Raw genomic sequence first — 23,583 nt, 5'->3', positions numbered from 1 at the left:
CTCCTGCCAGTGCAAGACTGCCCCGCACCGGTGACTAATCAATCCCTCCTGCTCGAGCCGCTGAGCCACCCAGCTTGGGCGTAGCCCTCCGTATGGTATGTCCTCACGGCTGTTAAGAACGTACTCGATGACACCGTGGATGAGGGCAGCGCTGGGAACAAGTAGGCAGGCATCCAATAGCCAGGCATTGGCGGCGGACCCGTCATACACTCGTCCGTGGTGGCAGAAGTTCTGCAAGGCTTGTATCCATTCGGCGCTCGCTATCGAAAGGAGATTGTTAGCGGGCTGCTGGTCACGCATGACTAGACTCCTTGCCGGCTCCCGCCGGCGAGAGATCGGAAGTTCAATGAAGGAGCTCATGCAAGAGCTCCCTGCCAAGTTGGTGCAAGGTCGGCGAAGCGGGTCTGGTTGGCGATGAAGGCGGTGTGGACGGTGCCGATAGGGCCGTTGCGGTACTTGCCGATGATGATTTCGGCGATGCCCTTGGCCTCGGTGTTGGGGTGGTAGACCTCGTCGCGGTACACGAACATGATCACGTCCGCGTCCTGCTCGATCGCGCCGCTCTCACGCAGGTCTGCGTTGTTCGGTCGCTTGTTCGGCCGGTTCTCCAGGCTGCGATTGAGCTGGGACAGGGCCACGACGGGGCAATCCATTTCCTTGGCCAGTGCTTTCAGCGAGCGGGAGATTTCCGAGATCTCGGTGGCTCGGTTTTCCAGGCCTGGGCAGCGCATCAGCTGCAGGTAGTCGACCAGGATCAGTACGGGGTGGCCGTACTTCCTGGCTGCACGGCGAACCTTGGCGCGCAGCTCAGTCGGCGTCAGGTTGCCCTGGTCGTTGATGACCAGTCGGCTGCCATAGTCGTTTATGCGCTGGATCGCGACGGTCAGCCTGGGCCAATCCTCTTCTTGCAGTTGGCCCTTCATCAGCTTGCCAAGGTCCAGGTGGCCGAGCAGGGCAGCAAGCCTGAACAGCAGCTGCTCTGCTGGCATTTCCATGCTGTAAACCTGGACAGACTTCTGTTGGTCGCTCTGCAGCGCGGCGTCGATCAAGTTGAGGGCAAACGACGTTTTGCCCATCGAGGACGGGCACCGACGATGATGAGATCCGACTTCTGTAGTCCGCCGGAGAGCTCGTCGAGATCCTTCAGGCCTGTCGGGACCCCCGTTACCGTCACGTTGTTGTTGAAGCGGTAATCGATGGTGTCGACGATCTTCGCGAGGCCCTTGTTGATATCGACAAAGTCGGACTTGTGCTGATCTTGGCCGAGGGCGAACAGCTTCTGCTCGATCTCCTCCTGAACCTCACAGGGATTCGCCTGGTGGTTCGAGGCGGTTCTGGTGCAGTGATGCCCGAGAGACATCAACTGCCGCAGGTGCGCCCGATCGCGAACGATCTGCGCGTAAGCCTCGATATTGGCCACGGAGGGCGTGTTGTCAGCGAGCTGGCCGAGGTAGGCCAGCCCGCCGGCTTCTGGAAGGTCTTCGATCGCTTCCGACACCGTCACGACGTCAAACGGGGCGTCCTTCGCGGCCAACTCGCTGATGGCGGTGAAGATCAGCCGATGTTCATGCCGGAAGAAGTCCTCCTTCTGCAGGTGATCGCCGACAATGTCCCATGCCGCGTTGTCCAGCATCAGGCCACCGAGTACCCCTTGCTCCGCCTCGACGGAGTGCGGCGGCGTGAGTTCCAGAACACTCACTTCGAGTCCTCCCGGCCGATCTGCATGAACGTGCTTCCGCCCGGGGCGCCGATGATCTCCAGCGCTTTCACCTCCACCTTGGCGGACTCGATGGCGATGTTCGAGAGAGCAGAGCGAGTCATCGGGAACCTCCCTGCTCGAGCGCGCCCTGAACTCGCCGGCTGACGCCGCGGTGCAGGCGAGTGTTTTTGCCGTGCTCCCAGCCTGCGTGCAGCGAAGCCTGGTCATAGGCCAGGGGCTTCGTCGGCGCTGCCGGCTGCAGGAGTTTCAGCTCCGGATGGTGTAGTTCGAGGTAGGCCTTGATGGCTGCTTGAGTCGACTCGTCCGGCCTGCCGGCAAAGTCACGTACCAACGAACGCACTGCGAGAAGCCAGCCTTCGACGAAGAGCTTGCTGCGACGGCGCTTGGTCGACAGCTTGCAGCGCTTCTGTTGGGCGACATGACCCGAGCGCGCCGCCACCAGTTGGTGGTGGAGCGTAGAGTAGGCGTGAGCGGCCAGCTCAGGGCCGATTCCTCGGCCCATGAACTTGAACGTCCAGCCCGCTGGCATCGCGTATGCCGCCAGGTAGTCGCAGCCGAAGGAACTGGCGCAGATCCCGGCCAGTTCATGCAGCCATGGGGCAGGAGAGCGCCTGGTTCGAGTGGGAACGCACGCGGTTTCCACCGTGTGGGCCGAGATCTCCGCATCGCTGAGGTCGAACTGGCGCTTCAGGATCGCGGCCTGGCGCAATGCGGTTTCCGCCTCGTTCGGTGTGGCCCCCTTGGCATTCGCCAGGGCCATCAGCTTCTCGACCTTGGCGAGGACTTTTTGCTTGTCCATTACGCGTCCCCCTTGCAGCAGGTTGAGCCCTGCACGGGCGCGGTGCGGTCCAGGCGCTCGATCTCAGCCAGCGCCAGGGCGCAGGCCTTGACCATATCTCGTCGCACCGTGGTTGGCTTCCACCACTGCTCATCCCAAGGCCATGCCAGCGACACCAGCAGGGCGGCGGTTCCATCGTTCGGAGCGCTGGAGCCGGCCAGGGCGTAGCAGGCGGCGGCTCGGGCCATCTGGCCGTGGCTGTGCTCGTCGTCGTGCTCTGGCGTCCAGCCTTCGGCCTCGATCTGCCGGCGGCGCTCGGCTTGGACATCGAGCCATGCTTGGGGAACAGGGGATAGGCTCGAGGTGGGGTAAATTCGGTCTGCGACCTGCCTTACCCGGTCGACAATAGCCAGGGCTGCTACGTCGCCCAGTGCGACCTCCAGGGCGGCGAGCAGGTTGGCCATCAAGAACTGCTCACGCTCGTCCGCGTGGCTTTTTGCGTTTGGGCGCCTGTTCCAGTCGACCTGTGCTGAATACCTCGCTGTTACCGGGTCTGGCTCGCAGTAGGACGGCCCGATGTGAACCTGGCAGTCCTGGCATTCAATGGCAGAGTTCCAGGCATCGGTGTCGAGCAGCTCGGGTTCCAGCATTCGAATGTTCGTGCTGCCGCAGAGCGGGCAGGGCTTGAGCTTGGGGTCACTCATGGCCTGCCTCCCTGCCCGTCGTCGGTGCTGGGCTTAGCTTGGGAAGGGGCGGCGGCGAGCATGGCACGTGCTTTATCAATCCCGTGCAGGACGGTTGTCGGCCAAGAACCGTGTTCTGCAGCGTCAACGATCACCTTTAGAGCGCGATGCAACCCCGCAACCCTGGCTTGGACGGCCTCCAGATCTGCGGCGAGTTTCGCGTGCACCTCGTTCATGGCCGCGATGGTGAGCTTGTTGCGCTTGATTTCGGCCAGGGCGGCGTCGCGCTGATTCAAGGCCTTGGCACAAGCCTCGCTGAGCAGGCGCTCATGCTGTTCTGCTGCCGCATCGAGATCGATTGGACTCAGGTGTTCTCCGAGCGGTCGCACGTACTGGCACACCGGGCCGTTATCGGTATCGTGGATCGACAGCACGAACCAACCGGCGCCTTCGGGCCGCGTTGGGATCCACTCGCTGTATCGTTGGTCCGAACGGGCAGAGTCGTAGAGGCGAGGCGCATCCGACTCCATGAAGACGGTCTGCAACTCAAGGCCAAGCCGACGCAGCGTTTCCTGCGCTTCGTTGGAAGAGCAGTTGTCGGCCAGATCCGGATAGTTCGGATGGGTCCAGAAGCCGAACTGGTCGCGCTCGACCAGGTGGGCTTGAATCATAGGCTTCATGCCAGGCCCCCCTCGCTAATGCCAAGCACCGCACTTGCCTCTGCGGCCAGTTGCTGACCTTCCGGGCTACTGCCGACGAAGAGCATCAGCCGCTCGATGACCTTCACAGTGTCCTGGGAGGGTTGGGCGAACTCGGCCAGGTGATCGATGGCAGTCGCGATATTCCAGATAGCCCTGTTCATGTCCCGCTGGATCACGTGGATCGAGCTGGCATTGGCCGCGATGGCCAGTTGCGACTTCGTCTGCAACAGTAGGTCGTGGGCGATTTGGAGCAGGGCGTTCTGCAGGGGCTGTCCACAGGCACGCTGCTGAGCGCGAACCGGAGCGACAAGGCCCTGCAGCATCGCAGCACCTTCAGCCTCGACCAGCAGATTGTCGGAAGCACCGGCGGCGGCGCCTGCTTTGGCCATGTAGCCTTGCACGTAGGCGTCGAACTGGGTCTCGGCGATCAAGCTCAGGATGAGGTTGTTGCGGTTCTGGAGGTTCATATGAGGCCCTCCGGAGCCGATTGCAGAGCGTCTTTCCAGAGCCGAAGGGTTTCCTGCTCCTCGCTGGTCAGAGCGATCTGTGCGGTGCAGTCAGCGACCGTCTGCTTGATGACGCGCAGGCGCTCCTCGACTTCACTGCCATCGTCGTAGGCGATTTCGTTAGTCAGGTGGCTAATGAAGTCACATCGCAGGCTCCCCACCTGACTAGCGAAATACTCGGCTTCACTGCGCCACCCGATGAGCTGCTTGGGACGCTCCAGCCAGCGTTTGAGTTTTGAGTGGAGCTGGTGCGTGGAGTACAGGGGATCGAACACCTTGGCCCGGTTGTAGATCAACGCGATCTGCAGGATTTCCAGCCGCTCTTCGAGCGTATTTCCCGGAAGCGGGTAGTTCGAGGCGACCAGTTGCTTGGCCAGGCGCCCGCGCAGCTCACGCCGCTTCTTGGCCTGTTTCTCGTCGCGATCACGCTTTTCCTTCGCATGCTCGACCTGCTGGTTCACCGAGTCGAGCAAGCGCGCAGCGTCTTGTAGGAGCTGCTTTTGCTCGAAGCTCAAGTAGCAACCCAGCTTCCCGAACAGGTCAGTACCGCCACCAGTCAGCTTGCGTATTTCTCGCGCAGCGCCGGTCAACTTGGCCTGTTGGCTCCGAAGGTCGGCGGCGCTGCCGAACTTGTTCAGTTGCAGCACAAGTTCTGCGTCGACGTCGCGGGCTTGGGTGATTGGAGGCTTCGCCATGTCAGCGCCCTCCCTTGACCAGTGCTGCTACCGCCTCCGGCGTCAGCGCGAGGAAGCGGTCAGTCCACTCGGGAAAGACCTCGATGGCCAGGTTACGGATGATTTCCAGCGCGGGCGCGGATGTGCGATTCGAGGGTTGCCGCGTTTCGAGGCGGTGCGCTGGTAGCCCGCGCGATGCTGCGTTGCGAAACACGACGGCATCCGGGACAGTCGTTTCGAGCACAGAAATGTCCTGATGCTCATCGAAGATGGCACGCACATTCTCGTGAATCGCCCGGGAGTCATTGGTCTGGTCCAGGCAGTTGATGACGATCTGAACATTGGGGATCCGCATGCCGAGGCGCTCGTAGGGACGTAGTCCATCGAGCATTTGCATTGTGCCGCGGTTGAACTCGCGGGCAGTGAGCATGTTGGGCTGCAGGGGGGAAACAACCAGATCCGATGCGAGCACGACCATTTCGAGTAAAGCGGAGCGCGCACCTTGGGTGTCGATCAGCACCAGGTCGTAGCCCTGCTTCAGGGACGGCATGAGGTTTGCCAGCCGAAGCCGGCCATCGGGCGCCTGGAGCAGTAGGTTGTTGAGCTGGTTGTTCTGGTCGTTGGAAATCACGACGTCCAGGTTGGGGATAATCGTCCTGGAGATGATCCTCGCTGGGTCAGTTATGTTGGCGGCGAGCAGGTCGTAGATGCCGCCCTGGGCGACTTCAGGAAGCTCGTAGTACGAGGATAGGGAGGGCTGGACGGGGTCCAGGTCGATGAGGAGGGTTTTCAGGCCAGCATCGGCGCAAAATGCACCGAGGTTGGCGGCGGTGGTGGATTTCCCTACACCACCCTTGGTGGATACAACCGAAGTCGCTTTCGCATTCATGTCTACAGCCTCTAATGTGGGGTCATTAGAGGCTGCTGGTGTGAAAGGTGGCTGGGTAGAAACCCTTCCTAGAGAAACCTAGGCCAATTGTCTTTTAACCAATTGGTCGTAGGTTCGAATCCTACACGACCCACCATATTAGAAAGGAGTTTCTGTAGCTCTCCGTAGAGCTCGCAAATTTAGCTTCGGAGCTGCAGTATGCCTTGGCCAGGAAACTGGCCAGAATCGACCGAGTCGATATGAAAAGCCCGCCCAACAAGGCGGGCTTTTCTGTTTCCGCAGTCCGGATATCTCATCCCCAGCGCACCGCAACTCTTATCCTTATCGACATCGGGAAGAAGGCCGGTTTCGCGCTTCCGCCAGTCATATCGGTACTGGCAGCCGCTTTCCCGTTCGTTCTGGCGTGTTCCTGTCAGACCCCGCGCAGCCTGGTGAACTGGTGCACGGCTATCCGAGGATTTGTCAGCGGACCGGGACTCCCATAGAGTGAGGTTCCTTTCCTGGCGACCGGATGAGTGACCCGATGCCGACCCCGGTTTTCATAAAGAGAACGGTACTGTTTGGCGACTGTGATCCCGAAGGGATCGTCTATACGCCACGTTTTTCATACTTTGTGCTGGAAGCGGTGCAGGAGGCGCTCGGGGTCTGGCTGGGCGGCCCGGGGCTCAGAACCCTCCTGGGGTTCAGGATTCTTCCCCCGGCGAGAGCGTTCTCCCTGGAATTCCTGCATCCGGTCACCTGGGACGACGAGCTCACGATGCAGGTGGGCGTGTCGAACGTGGGGACGCATTCTTTCTCGTTTTCAGTCGAAGGACGTCTTTCGCCGGACGTGGTGGCGTTCACTGCGAGCCTGACGCAGGTCTGTGTCTCCCCGGATACCCGCGAAGTCATGGAGGTCCCCGCGCAGCTCCGCGCGCTCCTCGCATAGAGAAACATTCTGGCTATTCGTCGCGGCGCTGGCTACGGCCGGCAGGACGCTGCGAGCGGCATGCCGCTGACCTGCTCCGTGGGGCTCCGGAGGAGGGCGGCAAGCCGCCTTCCTTCATTTCTACTCGTTGCCGAGCATCGCATCCAGATCGCGCATGGTCTGTTTCTTGGCCTGGACGCCCTGCAGTTCGACGAACATTGCCTGGACGGTCTGCACCATGCGTGCAATGGGCATCTTGCCCAGCGGCAACATCTGGTTGTTGTCGCGGATGGCCGGGGCGCAGACGAAAGCGAACGAGCGTTGCAGCCAGTAATCGTATTTCCCCGGGTCGATCCAGCCGTCGACGGTTTTCACGTTGGTGATGACGTTGTCGATGCGGCGCATGGCGCGTGCGTTGTCGAAGCGGACCCTGCGCTCCTTGCACTTGAACTGGACCTCGTAGGCCGTCAGCGTCGGCATCGACCGGTCTTCGAATAGCTGGATGATCTGCGCCGACTGGATACCTTTGGGTTGCTGCAAGATGCCGGTGGCGTTGGCGACGAATACCTCGTTGTTGTAGCGTTCGCCCTTGCCGTAGACGATCCAGTAGTCGCCGGTGCTTTCGGCGACCGCAGTCGTTGCCGTGCAGATGAAGGTGAGCGGCAGCAGCCAGCGCCGAGCGTGACGGAATGGTTTGCCCATGAGTTCGTCCTTGAATGTCTTGTTCCCGACCGCGGAGGGTCATCCAAGGGACGAATCATAGGTGCAGCCCAAGGTGAGGGTCGACTAGCACAGATGAGCTATGGACGAAGCGGGGGAACTCGCTCGGAGTTCGCTCCATCGGCACGTTCGGGATGGTCGATGGCTGGCGCCTCGGGTGCGCTCCGCCACGCATTCGAACGAGAACGACGGGCCGGCTTTACTGCTCGGAAGGCACGCTGCGCCGCTGTTGGCGGCATCAAGCTGCCGGCGATGGGGGAGGGCGGCAGGCGCTCGTCGACTGGCCGGTCGATCTGCCGGGTACGCCTGCTGGACGTCGTTAGGGTCAGGCCGTCTGCCGCGCGATGACTCCATGAGGTCGGGGGGCTAGTCGAAAAGCGCCTCTGGCGTTTCCGCGTGGATTCGCTGCCATAACGTCTGGATCTGCGAGGCCAGTACCCGGTGCTCGGAAAGCGGCGGCAAGGCGTCCACCGGGAAGTACTCGGCCGCCGACGTTTCGTCCGTTTGTTGTTGAAGACTGCCTCCGGTGACGTGGCAGAAGAAGAAGGCTTTCAACGCATGCGGCAGTTGGGGAGGGTGGGGATGCTTGTGCTTGTCCAGCAATGCCAACAGGCGTATCGCTCGAACTTCCAGTCCGCTTTCTTCCTGGGTTTCGCGAACTACCGCATCTGCCGGCGACTCGTTTACGTCGCACCAGCCGCCTGGTAGGGTCCAGCGACTATCCGAGGCCTCCCGAACCAGCAGAACCCGCTGTTGCGAGTCGAGGATCAACGCACGGACGTCCAGTTTCGGGGTCGGGTAGTGGCTGTCCAGAGCGATCCAGTTCTCGACCCGTTCGTACGCTACCCCCTGGTCGCTGGCGATGAATTCGGCGACGGCATGCTGGAGCGCGCGAAAGCGTCCGATGTCGAAGCGGTCCTTGGAGAAGGCGAGACCGGCCTGGGCGGTGGACAGTATCAATTCCAGAAGACGGGCAAGCGCCCTGGGATCGCTGACCGATGGCATCCTTCCTTCCGTTTTTTCGGCCTTCGCGTGGTCCGCGTCGTGCAAGCCGTCCAATGGATTTGCCATAGATAGAACCCTCGCCGCTCGATGATCTGTAGAGCTGGTTTTCAACCAGGTGTTCCCTGCGTCTTCCTCGTATGCCTGTGTGCGCCAATAGTGGCTTATGCCGCTGTTTCATCGCGACCTGCGCGTAACCCAGACTCGCCTGTCGCAGCGATGGCTCCTCCGCCAGGTTCGCTTCGAACCGTCAGGCGGTCGCAACCGATGACGCCTCTTCGCACAGACTTACCGTAGGAGTTTCCCTCCCCGAAACGAGCGGTCGGGCCGGCTGCGGTCGGCTGGCAAAGGTAGACTCCGTGCCGGCCATGAGCGTTTCCAGGGCCGTTTGGGTCCGTTCGAGGAGACGCAACAAGCGATGCTCCCCTGTTTGGACGGCAGAGGCGGAGGCAATTCCCTTATGCTGCTTGCGGATAACTGGCCCGGACGGCATGTACGGCCTTGTCGTTCTACGGATGCCTGGAGTCCGCAGGCGGGATAGCGCAACGCGCAGTGACCTTCCTTTAAGCATATCGATGGAGTCTGTATGAAAGAGCTTGGTTCGGAATCGCCGATGGAAAGTCTTTTCGACATTCGTTCGCTGGAGGCCATTACCGGCGGCGAGCCGGCTGCATTGCAGCGGTTGCTGGAAACTTTATTGGCCAGCAGTCGGGATGATCGTACTCGGTTGGCGGAATTGCTTGAACTCGCAGACCTGCAAGGAGTGGCCGAACTTGCGCACAGGATAAAAGGGGCTGCGAGGGTGGTGGGCAGCAGCCTATTGGTCGAGTCTTGTTCCTGCCTTGAAAAGGCTTGCCAGAACCCATCGGAGTCTTCCGAGCGGATAGCCAATCTGGCCTCTTCATTGGAAGGCAAACTAAGTGCGTTCGAAATCAGTATCTCAACCGAATTGGCAAAGCTCTAGAGATCGGACCAGATAGAGGTTTCAGAAGCTGTTCAGGTTTCTCCATAACCTGAATCGCATCTATTCACCAGCATGGATTTCCCGTTCCCGTAAGCTCCGCGCCTGCTGCTGGGTAATGGGATAATTGGGAGCCTGCTGGGTTTGCTTTGGTTTGTCTTGGTTTTTCATTTTTCTATATAAGAGGCGCTATCGAAGCTGATGCGCTTCTTTCGGATCGTTCATTTTGTTTGGCTATTAGTGGTAGCGGGCTTATGGTGTCGGAGGGTTTTTAACTACGAGGTTTTTTCCGCTTGTAGGAAACTTCATACAAGCACTGGGGAGATTTCACACGATTGCCTGGGAAGTGCTTCGTTGTCGTTCTATTCGGCTTTTCGGAGAATGTTGCTGGCTCTTATAGAGTTCAAAAATCGCAACACTTTCACTGTCAAAAGGAAGCTCAATCGTGTCCATTTCCATGAAAAGCATTTTGGCTGCCGCAGTAGCCAGCCTGGTCGTCGGCAATGCCATGGCGGCAGACGGCACCATCAATTTCAAAGGTGAAATCACCGCGGCCGCTTGCAGCATCACTGGTGGTGCCGGCACCACCGTTGGCGGTGCTGCGGGCAACCAGACCATCGACGTAAACCTTGGCAAGATCAGCATCGACTCGCTGGGCGGCACCGCGGGCGGCAGCATCGCTGGTGGTACCAGCCTGAACCTGAACCTGGACTGTGGCAAGACCGGTACCGGCCTGACCACCGTCAAGCTGAAGTTCAACCCGATGTCTGGGAGCACTATTGACCCGAACAATGAGAGCCTTCTGAAAACCGTCGGCACCGCCACCGGTGTCGGCATCGGTATCTATGGATCCGATGGCAAGCTGCTGAACCTGTCGGCGAACGAGACCATCGATGCGCCCCTGGATTCCAAGGTACAAAAAGATGGCGAAGGCAATGACATCACTGTCTACAGTGCCAAGCTGAATCTGCGTGCCGCTTATGTCAAATCCGGCTCCGTAGCTCCTACGGCTGGTAGTGCCGACGGCTCCCTGCCGTTCACCCTGGAATACAACGGGTATACGGATTTAATGGTTGATGGGGCACCTTTACCCCACCAACCTGATACCATTATCAGATGGTTGATAGATCGACTCCGTAGTTGAGTTCCTCTGCGAAGTCCGGCAGTCCGTAACCGATGGTTTTCTTGTAGAAAGGAGAGACCTTCGCAGTCGGTGCCTTCTTCTTGTGCTTCGTGGTGTAGAGCATTCGTGCCCGCATCACCTCGAAGGAGTAACCGCGCCCTTCACGGTTCTTGTCCTTGGCCAGTCGGTTGATGGACTCCGTGTAAGCGTTGGTGACGGGCATGTCCGTCTCGAAGTAGGTCATGGTCTCTTCGCGCCAGTTTCCCACTGCCCTGACCAGATCGCTCCAGACTTCCTTTTGGCCCTTCGGGATGGTGGCTATCCACTCGTCCAGGGCGGCTTCTGCCTGGAGCCGTGTGGTGGCGTCCCAGATGCCGTAGAAGCGCTCCTTGTGCTCGTAGGCGGCCAGCAGTTGCGGGAACGCGCCTGTCCAGGTCTCCATGATGAGGCGCTCCCGGTCTGAGACTTCGTGAGCGCGTTTCAGCAGGATTTTCCGGTCTCCCTTGAGAGTCCGGCTCTGGGACGGTTTCAGCTCCTTTCTGAGGCCCTTGCGCACTCTCTCTAGGGCATCGTTGGCCATGCGCACCACATGGAACTTATCGACCACGATACGGGCCTGGGGCAGCACAGCCTTGACCGCTGCCCGGTAGGGGTTCCACATGTCCATGCTGACGATCTCGACCTTCTGCCGGTCTTTCAGCTTCATCAGGTAGTTGGTCACCACGTCCTGGCGGCGGGTGGCCAGCAGGTCGAGCAGGGTTCGCTCCTCAATGTTGGTCAGAATGCAGCGGTAGCGCTTGTTCAGGTATAGCTCGTCAATGCCCAGGATGCGGGGCGTCTCGAAGCGGTGCCAGCGCCCCAGGAACTCGGCGCGGGCGTTGAAGATGTCGCGCACCGTCTTCTCGTCCAGGCCGGTCTGTGCCGCCACAAAGGTGTAGGGGTGGTTGAAGGATTCCTTCTCCACGTACTCATGCAGCCGCAGTGTCATACGGAATCCGTCCACCATCTCCGGTAGCTGGGGCCTGAATGTTGTCTTGCAGGCCCGGCAGGTGTATCGGCGGCGGACCACCCAGAGAGTGACCCGCTTGCCGTGGATGGGCAGATCACGATAGGGAACGTCACGCTTGCCGAACCGCACGAACTCACCCTGCACGCCGCACCCCTCGCAGGCTACTGGTGTAGGTGCTTCAAGCCGAAAATGTATGTCTTCATTCTGCTCATCAGAATCCACCAACTGGTACCCAGGAAGGCTTAACGAATTAATCATCTCCCGCCTTGATCAGAAAAACAGGTAGGTGGCGTAACCGGCAATCATCGCCATAGCAAAAATGACTGCTAAAAACGCCGCTAAAAGCTTCAGCGTGAACAAAGAGCGCAACAGAATGAGCTCAGTCAGGCTGGCTCCGGCACTGCCGATGATCAACGCTAGCACCGTCCCGGCACCCACGCCTTTGGCCATCAGAGCCGCTGCCAGAGGTATGACGGCTTCAGCGCGAATATACAACGGCACGCCGATGACAGCGGCAACTGGAATGGCAAAGGGATTATCTGGGCCTGCATACTGCTCCAATAAGTCAGTGGGCATGAAACCATAGATCACGCTGCCAATCGCAATACCGATGAGCAGGTAAGGCAACACATCGATAAAGTCCGACCAAGCTTCCCGCCACACACCACTGTACTTCCCTTCTTTCTTAACCGTGACAGTGGGTTGACTGTCACAGCATTCGCTAGACGTAGAGACTGTTGTCTTCCTATCAGCCCCGCAAGAAGCCGTCTTCGGAGTGGTGTCGCAGCTGTTGGTGCCGCAACTCGATGCGGTCGATGTAGCACTGCACGGGCTTGCTGATGAACTACATCCACTGCTCTCTTGTGTCGCCGTCCGGCGCACATAACGCTCGAAGCCAAGCGTGTGAAGCAGCCATCCGGCACCTACCGCGACCACCAAAGCGGCGAGCACATAGATAGCAGTAAGTGTCCATCCAAACGTGGCAACCAGCAGGCCGACGACGATAGGATTCAGCAACGGAGATGAGAAAAGAAACACCATCATCGGCCCAAAACCGGCCCGTGCCCGAATCAACCCTTTCAACATGGGGATAGTCGAGCAACTACAGAAGGGCGTTATAGCTCCTAAACCAGCAGCAAGAAAATAGCCTCGCTTCCCACTGGAAGTCAGTAACGCTTCCACCTTGGATGGTGGGATGTGACGTTGAAGAACTCCGACCAGCAAGCTAATGCCAATGAATAAAACCGATAGCTCGATAGCGAGAAAGGCGAACATGCCTAGAGCGTCTTGGAGTTGAGATGACATTCAATATTACTCCTATATTTCTAGTATTGTCGAAATGATGTACGCAGCCTACTTGCGTTTATCCGACCTGTCAACTATAATTCTAGAAACATCGAATTATTGGGGCGTGCTATGGATCACGAAAAGGTTGCAGCCAGCTTAGCTGAGCTAGGGAATAGTCACCGACTGTCCGTGTTCCGCTTTCTGGTCAAAGCTGGCCATGATGGGGCTTCGGTCGGAGATATCCAGAAGGGGCTGGGTATTCCTGCTTCGACGCTATCACATCACCTTGCGCGCATGGCCAAGGTAGGGCTGATCCGGCAGGAGAAACATAGCCGCACGATTGTCTGTATATCCGAGTATGGGCACCTAGAGAATTTGATCGGTTTCTTACAAGAGGAATGTTGTGCAGGTGTCCGGATTGCGCATGAACCAGAACCGCTTTGACGCTTGCCCAGCTCTCGCTGTCCTCCCTAGTCAGCATCGCTATGAAGACTCAGGCGAAGGTGGAAACAGAAAATTGGCAGTAGAGTAGGCTGAAGAGGATCAATCAGATAATCCGCTGAGAAAGATTTTCTTCTTTACATCTTTGGCATTTTATCAACCAGAAATTCCGGATACCCAATACAACTAAGTTCTGCTACGTGGGCGGGGTATGTATATACCCCGTTCCATGAGGTGCGAGTTCATCATGAAATATCCATTTTCTTCCAGAGTTATCTGGGGTGGCATCCTTTTGCTTTTTTCCACCCTGGCCAATGCGGGAATCACACTGGGAGGAACCCGGGTCGTTCTGCAGGCGCCTGCCAAGGAGGCTGCGATCCTGGTCAGGAACCAGGCTTCCAAGGACGTGATGATTCAATCCTGGGTAGAGGCTGATAATGGGGCAGATAAACGTGAGGTTCCGTTTGTCATCACGCCTGCCCTCAGTCGTTTGGGAGGCAACAAGCAGCAAACCCTGCGTATCCTGTTTCAAGGGGAAGGCTTGCCGAGCGACAGGGAATCCGTATTCCGCCTGAACGTCCAGGAAATTCCGCAAAAATCTGCCTCGGCTAATACGTTGCAGATAGCTTTGCGCCAGCGTATCAAGGTCTTCTACCGCCCCGATAACTTGTCGGGAACTTCCGCCGAAGCGCCTGGAAAGTTGAACTGGCGTCTTGTCCGTCAGGGTGGAAAGTCGGTTGTCGAAGTTTCCAACGATACTGCGTTTCATGTCTCTTTGGCCAGCGTGAAATTAAAAGCTGGCAATGCCTACTATGTTGTTGATGCCGACATGGTCGCGCCGAAGTCGAGTCGCCGATTCGAAATCAAGGGAACTCCATCCGGCGTTTCTGGAAATGTCGAGTTCCAGAGCGTAAATGACTATGGCGGACTCGATAAACATTCCAGCTCCTTATCCGACTGAAGCTCAGAAGAGCAGAGTAGAAGAGCAGAAGAACTGCTCTTAACTTCCCCTATGGATGGGTGTTTCCGTTTTGTCGGAAATTAGTCCAAGGAATATTCGCGTGGCCATATTTAGGAAAAAGTTCGACTTCGAGTTGTCCGTCTATTCCAGGTCTTCCTGTCTCATGGCCTTGGGATTGGCTTTGCCTGCCGTAACTTTCGCGGTGGAATTCAACGCCGAGTTCCTGAACAACGAGGGCGGGGCGCCTGTTGAACTGAAGTATTTCGAGAACGGCAACTCGGTGTCGCCCGGCACTTACAGCGTCGACATTCATTTGAACCAGATCATGATCCGGCGCGAAGATGTCGTGTTCAGTGCCGATCCCGAAACCGGAAGCGTTCGTCCGGTCGTCCGGATAGGGCTGCTCAAGGAGATCGGGGTCGATATCGCCCGGCTGACGCGAGACAAACTCATTCCGGATAATCTGGAAAACAATACGCCCCTGAATGTCGCCGAACTCATCCCCGGTGCATCCATCGAGTTCGACGTCAACAGCCTTTCCCTGCTGGTCAGCATTCCACAGCTGTATGTACAGCGGCACTCGCGTGGCTATGTGGATCCCTCTCTTTGGGATGACGGTGTCACCGCGTTGTTTTCCAACTACCAGGCCAACTTCACGCGCAACACCAACTTTGGCCAGAACAGCGATTATCGCTACCTGGGCCTGCGCAACGGCTTCAACCTGTTTGGCTGGCGTCTGCGCAACGACTCCTCCCTGAGCGGAGGTACCGGCATGCGCAACAAGTTCAGTAGCAACCGTACCTATGTGGAACGTGACATTCGTGCCCTGAAGGGGACCTTGTCCCTCGGCGAGTTGTATACCTCCGCTCAGGGGGATGCTTTCGAGAGCGTGCGTATGCGCGGCGTGCAACTGCAATCCGATATCGGCATGCTGCCCGACAACGAGATCAGCTATACCCCGGTGGTGCGCGGTATCGCTGAAACCAATGCGACGGTCGAGGTGAGCCAGAATGGCTTCGTGATCTATTCCACCAACGTACCGCCCGGTGCGTTCGAGATCACCGACATCTATCCCAGCGGCTCCAATGGCGACCTGGAGGTCAAGATCATCGAGGCGGACGGACGCCAGCGGTCCTTCAAGCAGTCCTATTCCTACCTGCCGGTCATGACCCGCAAGGGGAACCTGCGCTATGGCCTGGCCGCCGGTGAGTACCATAATGATGGCCAGCCGTCGGTCAACCTGCTCCAGGGGTCGGCTGTGTATGGCTTGTCCGACAGGGTTACCGGCTTTGGCGGCCTGCTCGCTGCGGAGAAGTACAATGCCACCAACCTGGGCCTCGGCTTCAACACGCCCCTGGGCGGTTTTTCTGCGGACGTGACCCATAGCCAGTCCCGCACGCGGCGGGGTGGGCGCAACCAGGGACAGAGTCTGCGGCTTCTCTATTCCAAGACCATCAACGCCACCGAAACCAGCTTTACCGTGGTGGGCTATCGCTATTCCACGGAAGGCTACCGTACTCTCAGCCAGCATATCGACGACATGTCCGAAGAGAGCTACCTCTATGGCTCAAGTTCCAGTCGGCAGAAGAGCCGCATAGACCTGACGGTGAACCAGACGCTGTTCCGACGCAGTTCGCTCTATCTCACGGCGGGCGAAACCACATATTGGAATCGCCCCGGCAGCAGCCGTCGCGTGCAGTTCGGCTTCAGTAGCGGCATCAAGCGCGCGAGCTATAGCCTGGCGGTTTCCCGTACCCAGGAGACGGGTTCGTTCGGGCGCTCCGATACCCAGTTCACGGCCTCCGTCAGCATCCCCTTGGGCGGTAGCGCACGCTCCAGTCAGGTATATGCCAATGCCGTGAGTTCACAGCATGGTGATTCGAGTCTGAACACCGGTATCTCCGGATACCTGGATGAAGCCAATGCGTTCAACTACAGCGCACAGGCCAACTACAGCAAGGACGGCGGCAACTCCGGCAGCGTCGGCCTGGGTTGGGACACGTCCAAGGCCAAGTTGTCCGCCAATTACAGCCAGGGGCGCGACAACAAGCAGATCAACCTGGGAGCAAGCGGTTCGGTAGTGGTGCATTCGGGGGGAGTGACCTTCGGCCAGCCGGTGGGGGAAACGTTCGGCCTGGTGGAGGTTCCGGAGGTCGGCGGCGTCGGCCTCGACGGCTACTCTTCGGTTCGCACCGACGGCCGTGGCTATGCCGTGCTCCCCTACATGCAACCCTATCGTTACAACTGGGTGAACCTGGATACCAATACCCTTGGAAGCGATACCGAGATCAGCGACAGCACGCAAATGGCCGTGCCGACCCGGGGCGCCGTGATCGCCAAGCGTTTCTCCGCGGAGTCCGGTCGGCGGGTGCAGTTCGACCTGAGCATGGACTCTGGAGGAAAGATTCCCTTCGGTGCACAGGCATACGACAAGGAAGAGCGGGTCGTGGGAATGGTCGACAACCTGTCCCGTTTGCTGGTGTTCGGTATCGAGGACCAGGGGCGCCTGTCCATTCGCTGGAGCGATGGCTCCTGTTCCGTCGACTATCAGTTGCCGCCCAGGAACAAGGACCTGACTTACGAACGAGTTGCGCTCAGTTGCCGTCGGTCCTCGATCTGAAATGTCACCGCTGCAGTCGGGTCAAGTCAAAAGGCGAGGATTTTTCCGGTGAACACCGGGCGCGAGGGCAAGCGGCAGCTCACTCGTCCTCGATCATGCTCAACAGGTCTGGTGTCCTGCCTCGGGTTTCCAAACGCAGCAACCACTGCTTGGCGGCCAACCCACCGGCGAAACCGGTGAGGCCGCCAGAGGCTCCGATCACCCTATGGCAAGGTGCAACAATGGACAGTGGGTTCCGTCCGTTGGCGGCTCCAACCGCCCGTACTGCGTTGGGGCTGCCGATCTGCACGGCTATTTCCGTATAGCTGCGGGTCTCGCCGAATGGAATGGTGAGCAGGGCGGACCACACCTTTTTCTGAAATTCGGTACCTTGGAAGTCGAGCGGGAGTTCGAACCGGGAACGTTTGCCGGAAAAATATTCCCGCAACTGGCGTTCGGTTTCCGCCAGGAGGGAGCTGTCCTCGGAGAGTCGCATCTCGTCCAGCGGTACTCGGTTGGGACGCTCATGCTGCCAAAGAATCGCGACCAGAAAGGCATCGTCCCTGGCTACCAGGGTCAGTGTCCCGACCGGCGATTCCATTTTCCTGTAGCTATGGGGCATGTAGGTGTCCTCTTCGGCAGGCTCGCCCAGTGTACTACGCAATGGGATTTCAACAGGGAAGCCTGCAAATGGCAGGCGAGGCGGGGCGGAGCGCTATCGGCCCGATGGATGGCCGCCTGCTTCCAGGCATGCCGTCGCCCCCTTGGAGCCCAGGCCGAGCGCCTCGAACTGTGAGATCTGGGAGGCGATTTGCCGAGCAAAGTGGGTTGTCATTGGTTTGCCATCTCATGGGTTCGGACGAGGCCTCGAGCAAGGGTTGTAACGGTTTTTGTCTGGCCAATGGGCTCCTGCGTAAAAAGGCTGCCGCCCTTCTTGCTTGGTTGCCGTTCTCGGATCCCGCGCAGCCCGGTGGGTGTGCCAAATTTCTCGCGGTTTGGATCGCGCCGATTGCCGCGGCCTACGAAGCCCGTGGTTCTTCTCCCCGAAACTTTTTCGTTCGGACTCCGAATATCGCGCTTCGCCCAGCGCCGCTAGTTTCCCGTTCCTGACAAAGCAAGCGCTCTGGCTCAGGTATCTCCTGATCCGGATGCATATCGCTGAAGAGGGAACGTTCTGTCATGTCCACATTGGCCAACCTGACCGAGGTTCTGTTCCGCCTCGATTTCGATCCCGATACCGCCGTTTATCACTATCGGGGCCAGACTCTCAGCCGGCTGCAATGCCGGACCTACATTCTCTCCCAGGCCAGCCAACTGGCCCGCCTGCTCAAGCCCGGCGATCGCGTGGTGCTGGCGTTGAACGACTCGCCTTCGCTGGCCTGCCTGTTCCTGGCCTGCATCGCGGTCGGCGCCATTCCCGCCGTGATCAATCCCAAGTCCCGCGAGCAGGCCCTGGCCGATATCGCTGCCGACTGCCAGGCCAGCCTGGTGGTGCGTGAAGCCGATGCACCGTCGCTGAGCGGTCCTTTGGCGCCGTTGACCCTGCGTGCGGCCGCCGGACGCCCTTTGCTCGACGATTTCTCGCTGGACGCGCTGGTCGGTCCTGCGGACCTCGATTGGAGTGCCTTCCATCGCCAGGACCCGGCGGCAGCCTGTTTCCTGCAATACACCTCGGGTTCCACCGGGGCGCCCAAGGGGGTGATGCACAGCCTGCGCAACACGCTCGGATTCTGTCGGGCGTTCGCTACGGAGTTGCTGGCATTGCAGGCGGGAGACCGGCTGTATTCGATTCCCAAGATGTTCTTTGGCTATGGCATGGGCAACAGCCTGTTCTTTCCCTGGTTCAGCGGAGCCTCGGCGCTGCTCGACGATACCTGGCCGAGCCCGGAGCGGGTCCTGGAGAACCTGGTCGCCTTCCGCCCCCGGGTCCTGTTTGGGGTGCCAGCCATCTATGCCTCGCTGCGTGCGCAGGCCAGGGCGCTGTTGAGCAGCGTGCGCCTGGCGTTTTCCGCCGGCTCGCCGCTGCCGCGCGGCGAGTTCGAATTCTGGGCCGCGCACGGGCTGGAGATCTGCGACGGCATCGGGGCTACCGAGGTCGGCCATGTGTTCCTCGCCAACCGCCCGGGGCAGGCGCGTGCCGACAGCACCGGGCTGCCGTTGCCTGGCTATGAGTGCCGGCTGGTGGACCGCGAAGGACACACTATCGAGGAAGCGGGCCAGCAAGGCGTGCTATTGGTGCGTGGCCCTGGGCTGAGTCCGGGTTACTGGCGGGCCAGCGAAGAGCAGCAGGCGCGCTTCGCAGGTGGCTGGTATCGCACCGGCGACCTGTTCGAGCGCGACGAGTCGGGTGCCTACCGCCACTGTGGGCGGGAAGACGATCTGTTCAAGGTGAATGGCCGCTGGGTGGTGCCGACCCAGGTCGAGCAGGCGATCTGCCGTCATCTGCCGGAAGTGAGCGAGGCGGTTCTGGTTCCTACCTGCCGGCTGCACGACGGCTTGCGTCCGACCCTGTTCGTCACCCTGGCCACTCCGCTGGACGACAACCAGATCCTGCTGGCGCAGCGCATCGACCAGCATCTCGCCGAACAGATTCCCTCACACATGCTGCCTAGCCAATTGCATGTGCTGCCGGCTTTGCCGCGCAACGACAACGGCAAGTTGGCGCGCGCCGAGCTGCGCCACCTGGCCGACACCCTTTATCACGACAACCTTCCGGAGGAACGGGCATGTTGATTCAGGCTGTGGGGGTGAACCTGCCCCCATCCTATGTGTGTCTGGAGGGGCCGCTGGGAGGCGAACGCCCTCGCGCCCAGGGCGACGAGATGCTGATGCAGCGCTTGCTGCCGGCGGTTCGCGAAGCCCTGGACGAGGCGGCGGTCAAGCCCGAGGAGATCGACCTGATCGTCGGCCTCGCCCTGTCTCCCGACCATCTGATCGAGAACCGCGACATCATGGCGCCGAAGATCGGCCATCCGTTGCAGAAGGTCCTCGGCGCGAATCGCGCGCATGTCTTCGACCTCACCGACTCGAGCCTGGCCCGCGCCCTCTACGTGGTCGATACCCTCGCCAGCGACCAGGGCTATCGCAACGTCCTGGTCGTGCGCGGCGAATCCAGCCAGGGATTGGAAGTGGACAGCGAGTCCGGCTTCGCCCTTGCCGACGGCGCCCTGGCGCTGCTCTGCCGGCCGACCGGCAAGGCCGCGTTCCGTCGCGGTGCGCTGGGCGGTGATCCGGCGCAGGAATGGCTGCCGCTGAGCATTCCGCTGAATACCGATATTCGCCAGGTAGGCGACGTCAAGGGACACCTCAACCTGCCGGCCCAACCTGGATTGCCCGAAGCGGTACGCGCCGGATTCACCCGTCTGGCCGGGGACTTCCCGCAACTGAACTGGGTGCGCGAGGAATGGTTCGGCCAGGGACGGCCCGATGGTCGTTGCCTGGGGCCGTTCGAACTGGCGTCGCAACTGCGCGCGGCACAGCGCGACCGTCTGGATGAACTGCTGCTGATCAGCTTCGATCCGTTCGGCATGGTGGTGGAGGGCGTGACCCTGGAACTGGCGGGAGAAGCTCATGCATAAGGTCAAACTGGCAGCGATCACCTGTGAACTTCCGGCTCGCAGCTACGAAAACGACGATCCGGTGTTCGCTGCGGTACCGGACCTCAGCGAGTCCTGGTGGCAATTCTGGGGCGTCAATCGGCGGGGCTATTTCGACCCGCGGAACGGCGAGAACGAGTTCAGCCTGGTGGTCCGGGCCGCCGAGCGCCTGCTGCGCAGCAGCGATACCGCGCCGGATAGCGTGGACATGCTGATCTGTTCGGCTTCCTCGCCGATCATGACCGACGCCGGCGATGTCCTGCCGGACCTGCGCGGACGTCTCTACCCGCGCATGGCCAACGTGCTGTCCAAGCAGCTCGGCCTGAGTCGGGCGCTGCCATTGGATTCGCAGATGGAGTGCGCCAGCTTCCTGCTCAACCTGCGCCTGGCAGCGAGCATGATCCGCCAGGGTAAGGCCGAGAAAGTGCTGGTGGTGTGCAGCGAGTACATCTCCAACCTGCTCGACTTCACCTCGCGTACCTCGACCCTGTTCGCCGATGGCTGCGCGGTGGCCCTGCTGACCCGCGGCGACGATGACAGCTGCGACCTGCTGGCTTCGGCCGAACACAGCGACGCTACGTTCTATGAAGTGGCCACCGGTCGCTGGCGCCTGCCGGAAAACCCGACCGGCGAGGCCAAGCCGCGACTGTATTTCTCGTTGTTCAGCGACGGCCAGAACAAGATGGCCAGCTTCGTCCCGACCAACGTGCCGATCGCGATGCGCCGGGCGTTGGAAAAGGCCGGCCTGGGCAGCGATGACATCGATTATTTCGTCTTCCACCAGCCAGCGCCGTTCCTGGTCAAGGCCTGGGCCGAGGGCATCGGTGCCCGTCCTGAGCAGTACCAACTGACGATGGGCGATACCGGCGTGATGATCTCCGTTTCCATCCCGTACACCCTGATGACCGGCCTGCGCGAGGGCAAGATCCGCCCCGGCGATCGTATCGTCATGGCCGGCGCAGCCACTGGCTGGGGGTTCGCCGCCCAGGTCTGGCAATTGGGCGAGGTGCTGGTGTGCTGAGGCATCGCCATGTTGAACCACGGTGTCCGAGGAGGGCTGCACATGGGTAATCCGATCCTGGCCGGGCTGGGTTTCAGCCTGCCGAAACGCCAGGTCAGCAATCATGACCTGGTAGGGCGCATCAATACGTCGGACGAGTTCATCGTCGAACGTACCGGCGTGCGCACCCGCTATCACGTCGAGCCGGAACAGGCGGTCAGCGCGCTGATGGTGCCGGCGGCGCGCCAGGCCATCGAGGCTGCCGGGCTGCTGCCGGAGGACATCGACCTGTTGCTGGTGAACACCCTGTCGCCGGACCACCACGACCCGTCCCAGGCCTGCCTGATCCAGCCGCTGCTGGGCCTGCGGCACATCCCGGTGCTGGATATCCGGGCACAGTGCAGCGGGTTGCTGTACGGCTTGCAGATGGCTCGCGGGCAGATCCTCGCCGGGCTGGCACGGCATGTCCTGGTGGTCTGCGGCGAGGTGCTGTCCAAGCGGATGGACTGTTCGGACCGCGGCCGCAACCTGTCGATCCTGCTCGGCGACGGTGCCGGCGCAGTGGTGGTCAGCGCCGGCGAGAGCCTCGACGACGGCCTGCTGGACTTGCGCCTGGGCGCCGACGGCAACTACTTCGACCTGCTGATGACTGCGGCGCCGGGCAGTGCCTCGCCGACCTTCCTCGACGAGAATGTCCTGCGCGAGGGCGGGGGCGAGTTCCTCATGCGCGGCCGGCCGATGTTCGAGCATGCCAGCCAGACCCTGGTACGGATCGCCGGCGAAATGCTCGCGGCCCATGAGCTGACCCTGGACGACATCGACCATGTGATCTGCCATCAACCGAACCTGCGCATCCTCGATGCGGTGCAGGAGCAACTGGGCATTCCCCAGCACAAGTTCGCGGTGACCGTGGATCGTCTGGGCAACATGGCTTCGGCCTCGACCCCGGTCACGCTGGCGATGTTCTGGCCGGACATCCAGCCGGGACAGCGAGTGCTGGTCCTGACCTACGGCTCCGGCGCGACCTGGGGCGCGGCGCTGTACCGCAAACCTGAGGAGGTGAACCGGCCATGTTGAGGCTTTCGGCTCCCGGTCAACTGGATGATGACCTGTGCCTGTTGGGGGACGTCCAGGTGCCGGTGTTCCTGCTGCGTCTCGGTGAGGCGAGCTGGGCGCTGGTTGAAGGAGGGATCAGCCGGGATGCCGAATTGGTTTGGGCGGACCTGTGCCGCTGGGTCGCCGACCCGTCCCAGGTGCACTACTGGCTGATCACCCACAAGCACTACGACCACTGCGGCCTGCTGCCCTACCTGTGTCCGCGGCTGCCGAACGTACAGGTCCTGGCGTCCGAGCGGACCTGCCAGGCCTGGAAGTCGGAAAGCGCGGTGCGGGTGGTCGAGCGCTTGAACCGGCAACTGTTGCGTGCGGAGCAGCGGTTGCCCGAGGCCTGTGCCTGGGACGCTCTGCCGGTTCGCGCGGTGGCCGACGGCGAGTGGCTGGAGCTGGGACCGCGGCATCGCCTGCAGGTCATAGAGGCCCACGGCCACAGCGACGATCACGTGGTTTTCTACGACGTGCGACGCCGACGCCTGTTCTGCGGCGATGCCCTGGGCGAGTTCGACGAGGCAGAGGGGGTGTGGCGGCCGCTGGTGTTCGACGACATGGAGGCTTACCTGGAGTCCCTGGAACGTCTGCAGCGTCTGCCGACCCTGCTGCAACTGATCCCGGGACACGGCGGCCTGCTGCGGGGGCGGCTGGCCGCGGATGGGGCCGAGTCGGCCTATACCGAGTGTCTGCGCCTGTGCCGGCGGTTGCTCTGGCGCCAGTCCATGGGCGAATCCCTCGACGAACTGAGCGAGGAGCTGCACCGCGCCTGGGGTGGGCAGAGCGTCGACTTCCTGCCCGGCGAACTGCACCTGGGGAGCATGCGCCGGATGCTGGAGATTCTCTCCCGCCAGGCGCTGCCTCTGGACTGAGACGGGACATCCATTGCGGCGATCGCCGCCGACGGCAGCGGTCGCAATTG

General features: G+C 60.6%; 22 protein-coding genes, 1 tRNA gene and 2 pseudogenes. 12 read left to right on the top strand and 13 right to left on the bottom strand.

Features of this window, described 5'->3' with window-relative positions:
• Window positions 1-356: 356 nt before the first annotated feature.
• From dnaB to LE197_RS17190, 8 genes and pseudogenes are all read right to left on the bottom strand, one after another.
• Window positions 357-1,699: pseudogene (gene dnaB, locus LE197_RS17220) on the bottom strand (replicative DNA helicase).
• Entirely contained in the window at window positions 1,696-1,821 is a 126-nt protein-coding gene (locus LE197_RS36895) for a hypothetical protein (protein WP_003117026.1), read from the bottom strand. Before LE197_RS36895 ends, dnaB begins: the two are co-directional and overlap by 4 nt.
• Entirely contained in the window at window positions 1,818-2,519 is a 702-nt protein-coding gene (locus LE197_RS17215; RefSeq protein WP_003117025.1) for a DUF2786 domain-containing protein, read from the bottom strand. Before LE197_RS17215 ends, LE197_RS36895 begins: the two co-directional genes overlap by 4 nt.
• A complete protein-coding gene (locus LE197_RS17210) occupies window positions 2,519-3,202 on the bottom strand; it encodes a hypothetical protein (RefSeq protein WP_016852970.1) in 684 nt (227 codons plus the stop codon). The genes LE197_RS17215 and LE197_RS17210 overlap by 1 nt, the downstream gene beginning before the upstream one ends.
• The gene (locus LE197_RS17205; protein WP_023082646.1) at window positions 3,199-3,861 is read right to left on the bottom strand and encodes a hypothetical protein; all 663 of its coding nucleotides are present in this window, start codon (window positions 3,859-3,861) and stop codon (window positions 3,199-3,201) included. Before LE197_RS17205 ends, LE197_RS17210 begins: the two co-directional genes overlap by 4 nt.
• Window positions 3,858-4,349, bottom strand: coding sequence for a hypothetical protein (locus tag LE197_RS17200; RefSeq protein ID WP_016852972.1), 492 nt, complete (start codon window positions 4,347-4,349; stop codon window positions 3,858-3,860). The genes LE197_RS17205 and LE197_RS17200 overlap by 4 nt, the downstream gene beginning before the upstream one ends.
• Window positions 4,346-5,083, bottom strand: coding sequence for a hypothetical protein (locus tag LE197_RS17195; protein ID WP_016852973.1), 738 nt, complete (start codon window positions 5,081-5,083; stop codon window positions 4,346-4,348). Before LE197_RS17195 ends, LE197_RS17200 begins: the two co-directional genes overlap by 4 nt.
• A 1-nt stretch (window position 5,084) precedes the next feature.
• The gene (locus LE197_RS17190; RefSeq protein WP_003120956.1) at window positions 5,085-5,951 is read right to left on the bottom strand and encodes a ParA family protein; all 867 of its coding nucleotides are present in this window, start codon (window positions 5,949-5,951) and stop codon (window positions 5,085-5,087) included.
• Window positions 5,952-5,970: 19 nt separating this feature from the next.
• Here LE197_RS17190 and LE197_RS17185 point away from each other — a divergent pair.
• Together LE197_RS17185 and LE197_RS17180 are read left to right on the top strand one after the other, a co-directional pair.
• A tRNA-Lys gene (locus LE197_RS17185) sits at window positions 5,971-6,087 on the top strand.
• Window positions 6,088-6,474: 387 nt separating this feature from the next.
• Window positions 6,475-6,879, top strand: coding sequence for an acyl-CoA thioesterase (locus tag LE197_RS17180; protein ID WP_003112559.1), 405 nt, complete (start codon window positions 6,475-6,477; stop codon window positions 6,877-6,879).
• Window positions 6,880-6,999: 120 nt separating this feature from the next.
• On the opposite strand, the gene LE197_RS17175 is transcribed toward LE197_RS17180, so the two are convergent.
• Window positions 7,000-7,560 (bottom strand): hypothetical protein, encoded by a 561-nt coding sequence (locus LE197_RS17175; protein ID WP_226034085.1) that lies wholly within the window; start codon window positions 7,558-7,560, stop codon window positions 7,000-7,002.
• 384 nt (window positions 7,561-7,944) lie between these two features.
• Window positions 7,945-8,583, bottom strand: coding sequence for an NUDIX hydrolase (locus LE197_RS17170; RefSeq protein ID WP_003120654.1), 639 nt, complete (start codon window positions 8,581-8,583; stop codon window positions 7,945-7,947).
• Between the two features lie 583 nt (window positions 8,584-9,166).
• Here LE197_RS17170 and LE197_RS17165 point away from each other — a divergent pair.
• Window positions 9,167-9,544, top strand: coding sequence for an Hpt domain-containing protein (locus tag LE197_RS17165; RefSeq protein ID WP_003117019.1), 378 nt, complete (start codon window positions 9,167-9,169; stop codon window positions 9,542-9,544).
• 442 nt (window positions 9,545-9,986) lie between these two features.
• A pseudogene (locus LE197_RS17160) lies at window positions 9,987-10,595 on the top strand (fimbrial protein); the annotation flags it as partial.
• Between the two features lie 58 nt (window positions 10,596-10,653).
• On the opposite strand, the gene LE197_RS17155 reads toward LE197_RS17160, so the two are convergent.
• Together LE197_RS17155 and LE197_RS17150 are read right to left on the bottom strand one after the other, a co-directional pair.
• Window positions 10,654-11,931 (bottom strand): ISL3 family transposase, encoded by a 1,278-nt coding sequence (locus LE197_RS17155; RefSeq protein WP_000610830.1) that lies wholly within the window; start codon window positions 11,929-11,931, stop codon window positions 10,654-10,656.
• 12 nt (window positions 11,932-11,943) lie between these two features.
• Entirely contained in the window at window positions 11,944-12,978 is a 1,035-nt protein-coding gene (locus LE197_RS17150; protein ID WP_000098298.1) for a permease, read from the bottom strand.
• 111 nt (window positions 12,979-13,089) lie between these two features.
• Between LE197_RS17150 and LE197_RS17145 the strand changes: the two genes are divergently transcribed.
• The 3 genes from LE197_RS17145 (at window position 13,090) to LE197_RS17135 (ending at window position 16,982) form a co-directional block, all read left to right on the top strand.
• The gene (locus LE197_RS17145; RefSeq protein WP_008294929.1) at window positions 13,090-13,404 is read left to right on the top strand and encodes an ArsR/SmtB family transcription factor; all 315 of its coding nucleotides are present in this window, start codon (window positions 13,090-13,092) and stop codon (window positions 13,402-13,404) included.
• 244 nt (window positions 13,405-13,648) lie between these two features.
• Complete coding sequence (locus LE197_RS17140; protein ID WP_003120653.1) at window positions 13,649-14,362, top strand: molecular chaperone; 714 nt, start codon at window positions 13,649-13,651, stop codon at window positions 14,360-14,362.
• A 100-nt stretch (window positions 14,363-14,462) separates the two neighbouring features.
• A complete protein-coding gene (locus LE197_RS17135) occupies window positions 14,463-16,982 on the top strand; it encodes a fimbria/pilus outer membrane usher protein (RefSeq protein WP_012614420.1) in 2,520 nt (839 codons plus the stop codon).
• A gap of 79 nt (window positions 16,983-17,061) precedes the next feature.
• On the opposite strand, the gene LE197_RS17130 is transcribed toward LE197_RS17135, so the two are convergent.
• On the bottom strand, window positions 17,062-17,583 hold the full coding sequence (locus LE197_RS17130) for a methylated-DNA--[protein]-cysteine S-methyltransferase (protein ID WP_003086236.1): 522 nt from the start codon (window positions 17,581-17,583) through the stop codon (window positions 17,062-17,064).
• 557 nt (window positions 17,584-18,140) lie between these two features.
• Here LE197_RS17130 and pqsA point away from each other — a divergent pair.
• The 5 genes from pqsA to pqsE are packed head-to-tail and all read left to right on the top strand — an operon-like array spanning window position 18,141 to window position 23,533.
• Window positions 18,141-19,694 carry an anthranilate--CoA ligase gene (gene pqsA / locus LE197_RS17125; RefSeq protein ID WP_003108610.1) on the top strand — a complete coding sequence of 518 codons (1,554 nt, stop codon included), beginning with the start codon at window positions 18,141-18,143 and terminating at the stop codon, window positions 19,692-19,694.
• A complete protein-coding gene (gene pqsB / locus LE197_RS17120) occupies window positions 19,688-20,539 on the top strand; it encodes a 2-heptyl-4(1H)-quinolone synthase subunit PqsB (protein WP_003108611.1) in 852 nt (283 codons plus the stop codon). Before pqsA ends, pqsB begins: the two co-directional genes overlap by 7 nt.
• The gene (gene pqsC, locus LE197_RS17115) at window positions 20,532-21,578 is read left to right on the top strand and encodes a 2-heptyl-4(1H)-quinolone synthase subunit PqsC (RefSeq protein WP_003108612.1); all 1,047 of its coding nucleotides are present in this window, start codon (window positions 20,532-20,534) and stop codon (window positions 21,576-21,578) included. The genes pqsB and pqsC overlap by 8 nt, the downstream gene beginning before the upstream one ends.
• Before the next feature lie 42 nt (window positions 21,579-21,620).
• The gene (gene pqsD / locus LE197_RS17110; protein WP_003117014.1) at window positions 21,621-22,634 is read left to right on the top strand and encodes an anthraniloyl-CoA anthraniloyltransferase; all 1,014 of its coding nucleotides are present in this window, start codon (window positions 21,621-21,623) and stop codon (window positions 22,632-22,634) included.
• Window positions 22,628-23,533: a 2-aminobenzoylacetyl-CoA thioesterase PqsE gene (gene pqsE, locus LE197_RS17105; RefSeq protein WP_003086247.1), complete on the top strand. Its 906-nt coding sequence runs from the start codon at window positions 22,628-22,630 to the stop codon at window positions 23,531-23,533. The genes pqsD and pqsE overlap by 7 nt, the downstream gene beginning before the upstream one ends.
• The last annotated feature ends 50 nt before the right edge of the window (window positions 23,534-23,583 follow it).

It is taken from the genome of Pseudomonas sp. PS1(2021) (genome assembly GCF_020405165.1).
GTDB classification, from domain to species: Bacteria; Pseudomonadota; Gammaproteobacteria; order Pseudomonadales; family Pseudomonadaceae; genus Pseudomonas; species Pseudomonas aeruginosa.
This window is presented reverse-complemented; position numbering and strand designations above follow the sequence as displayed.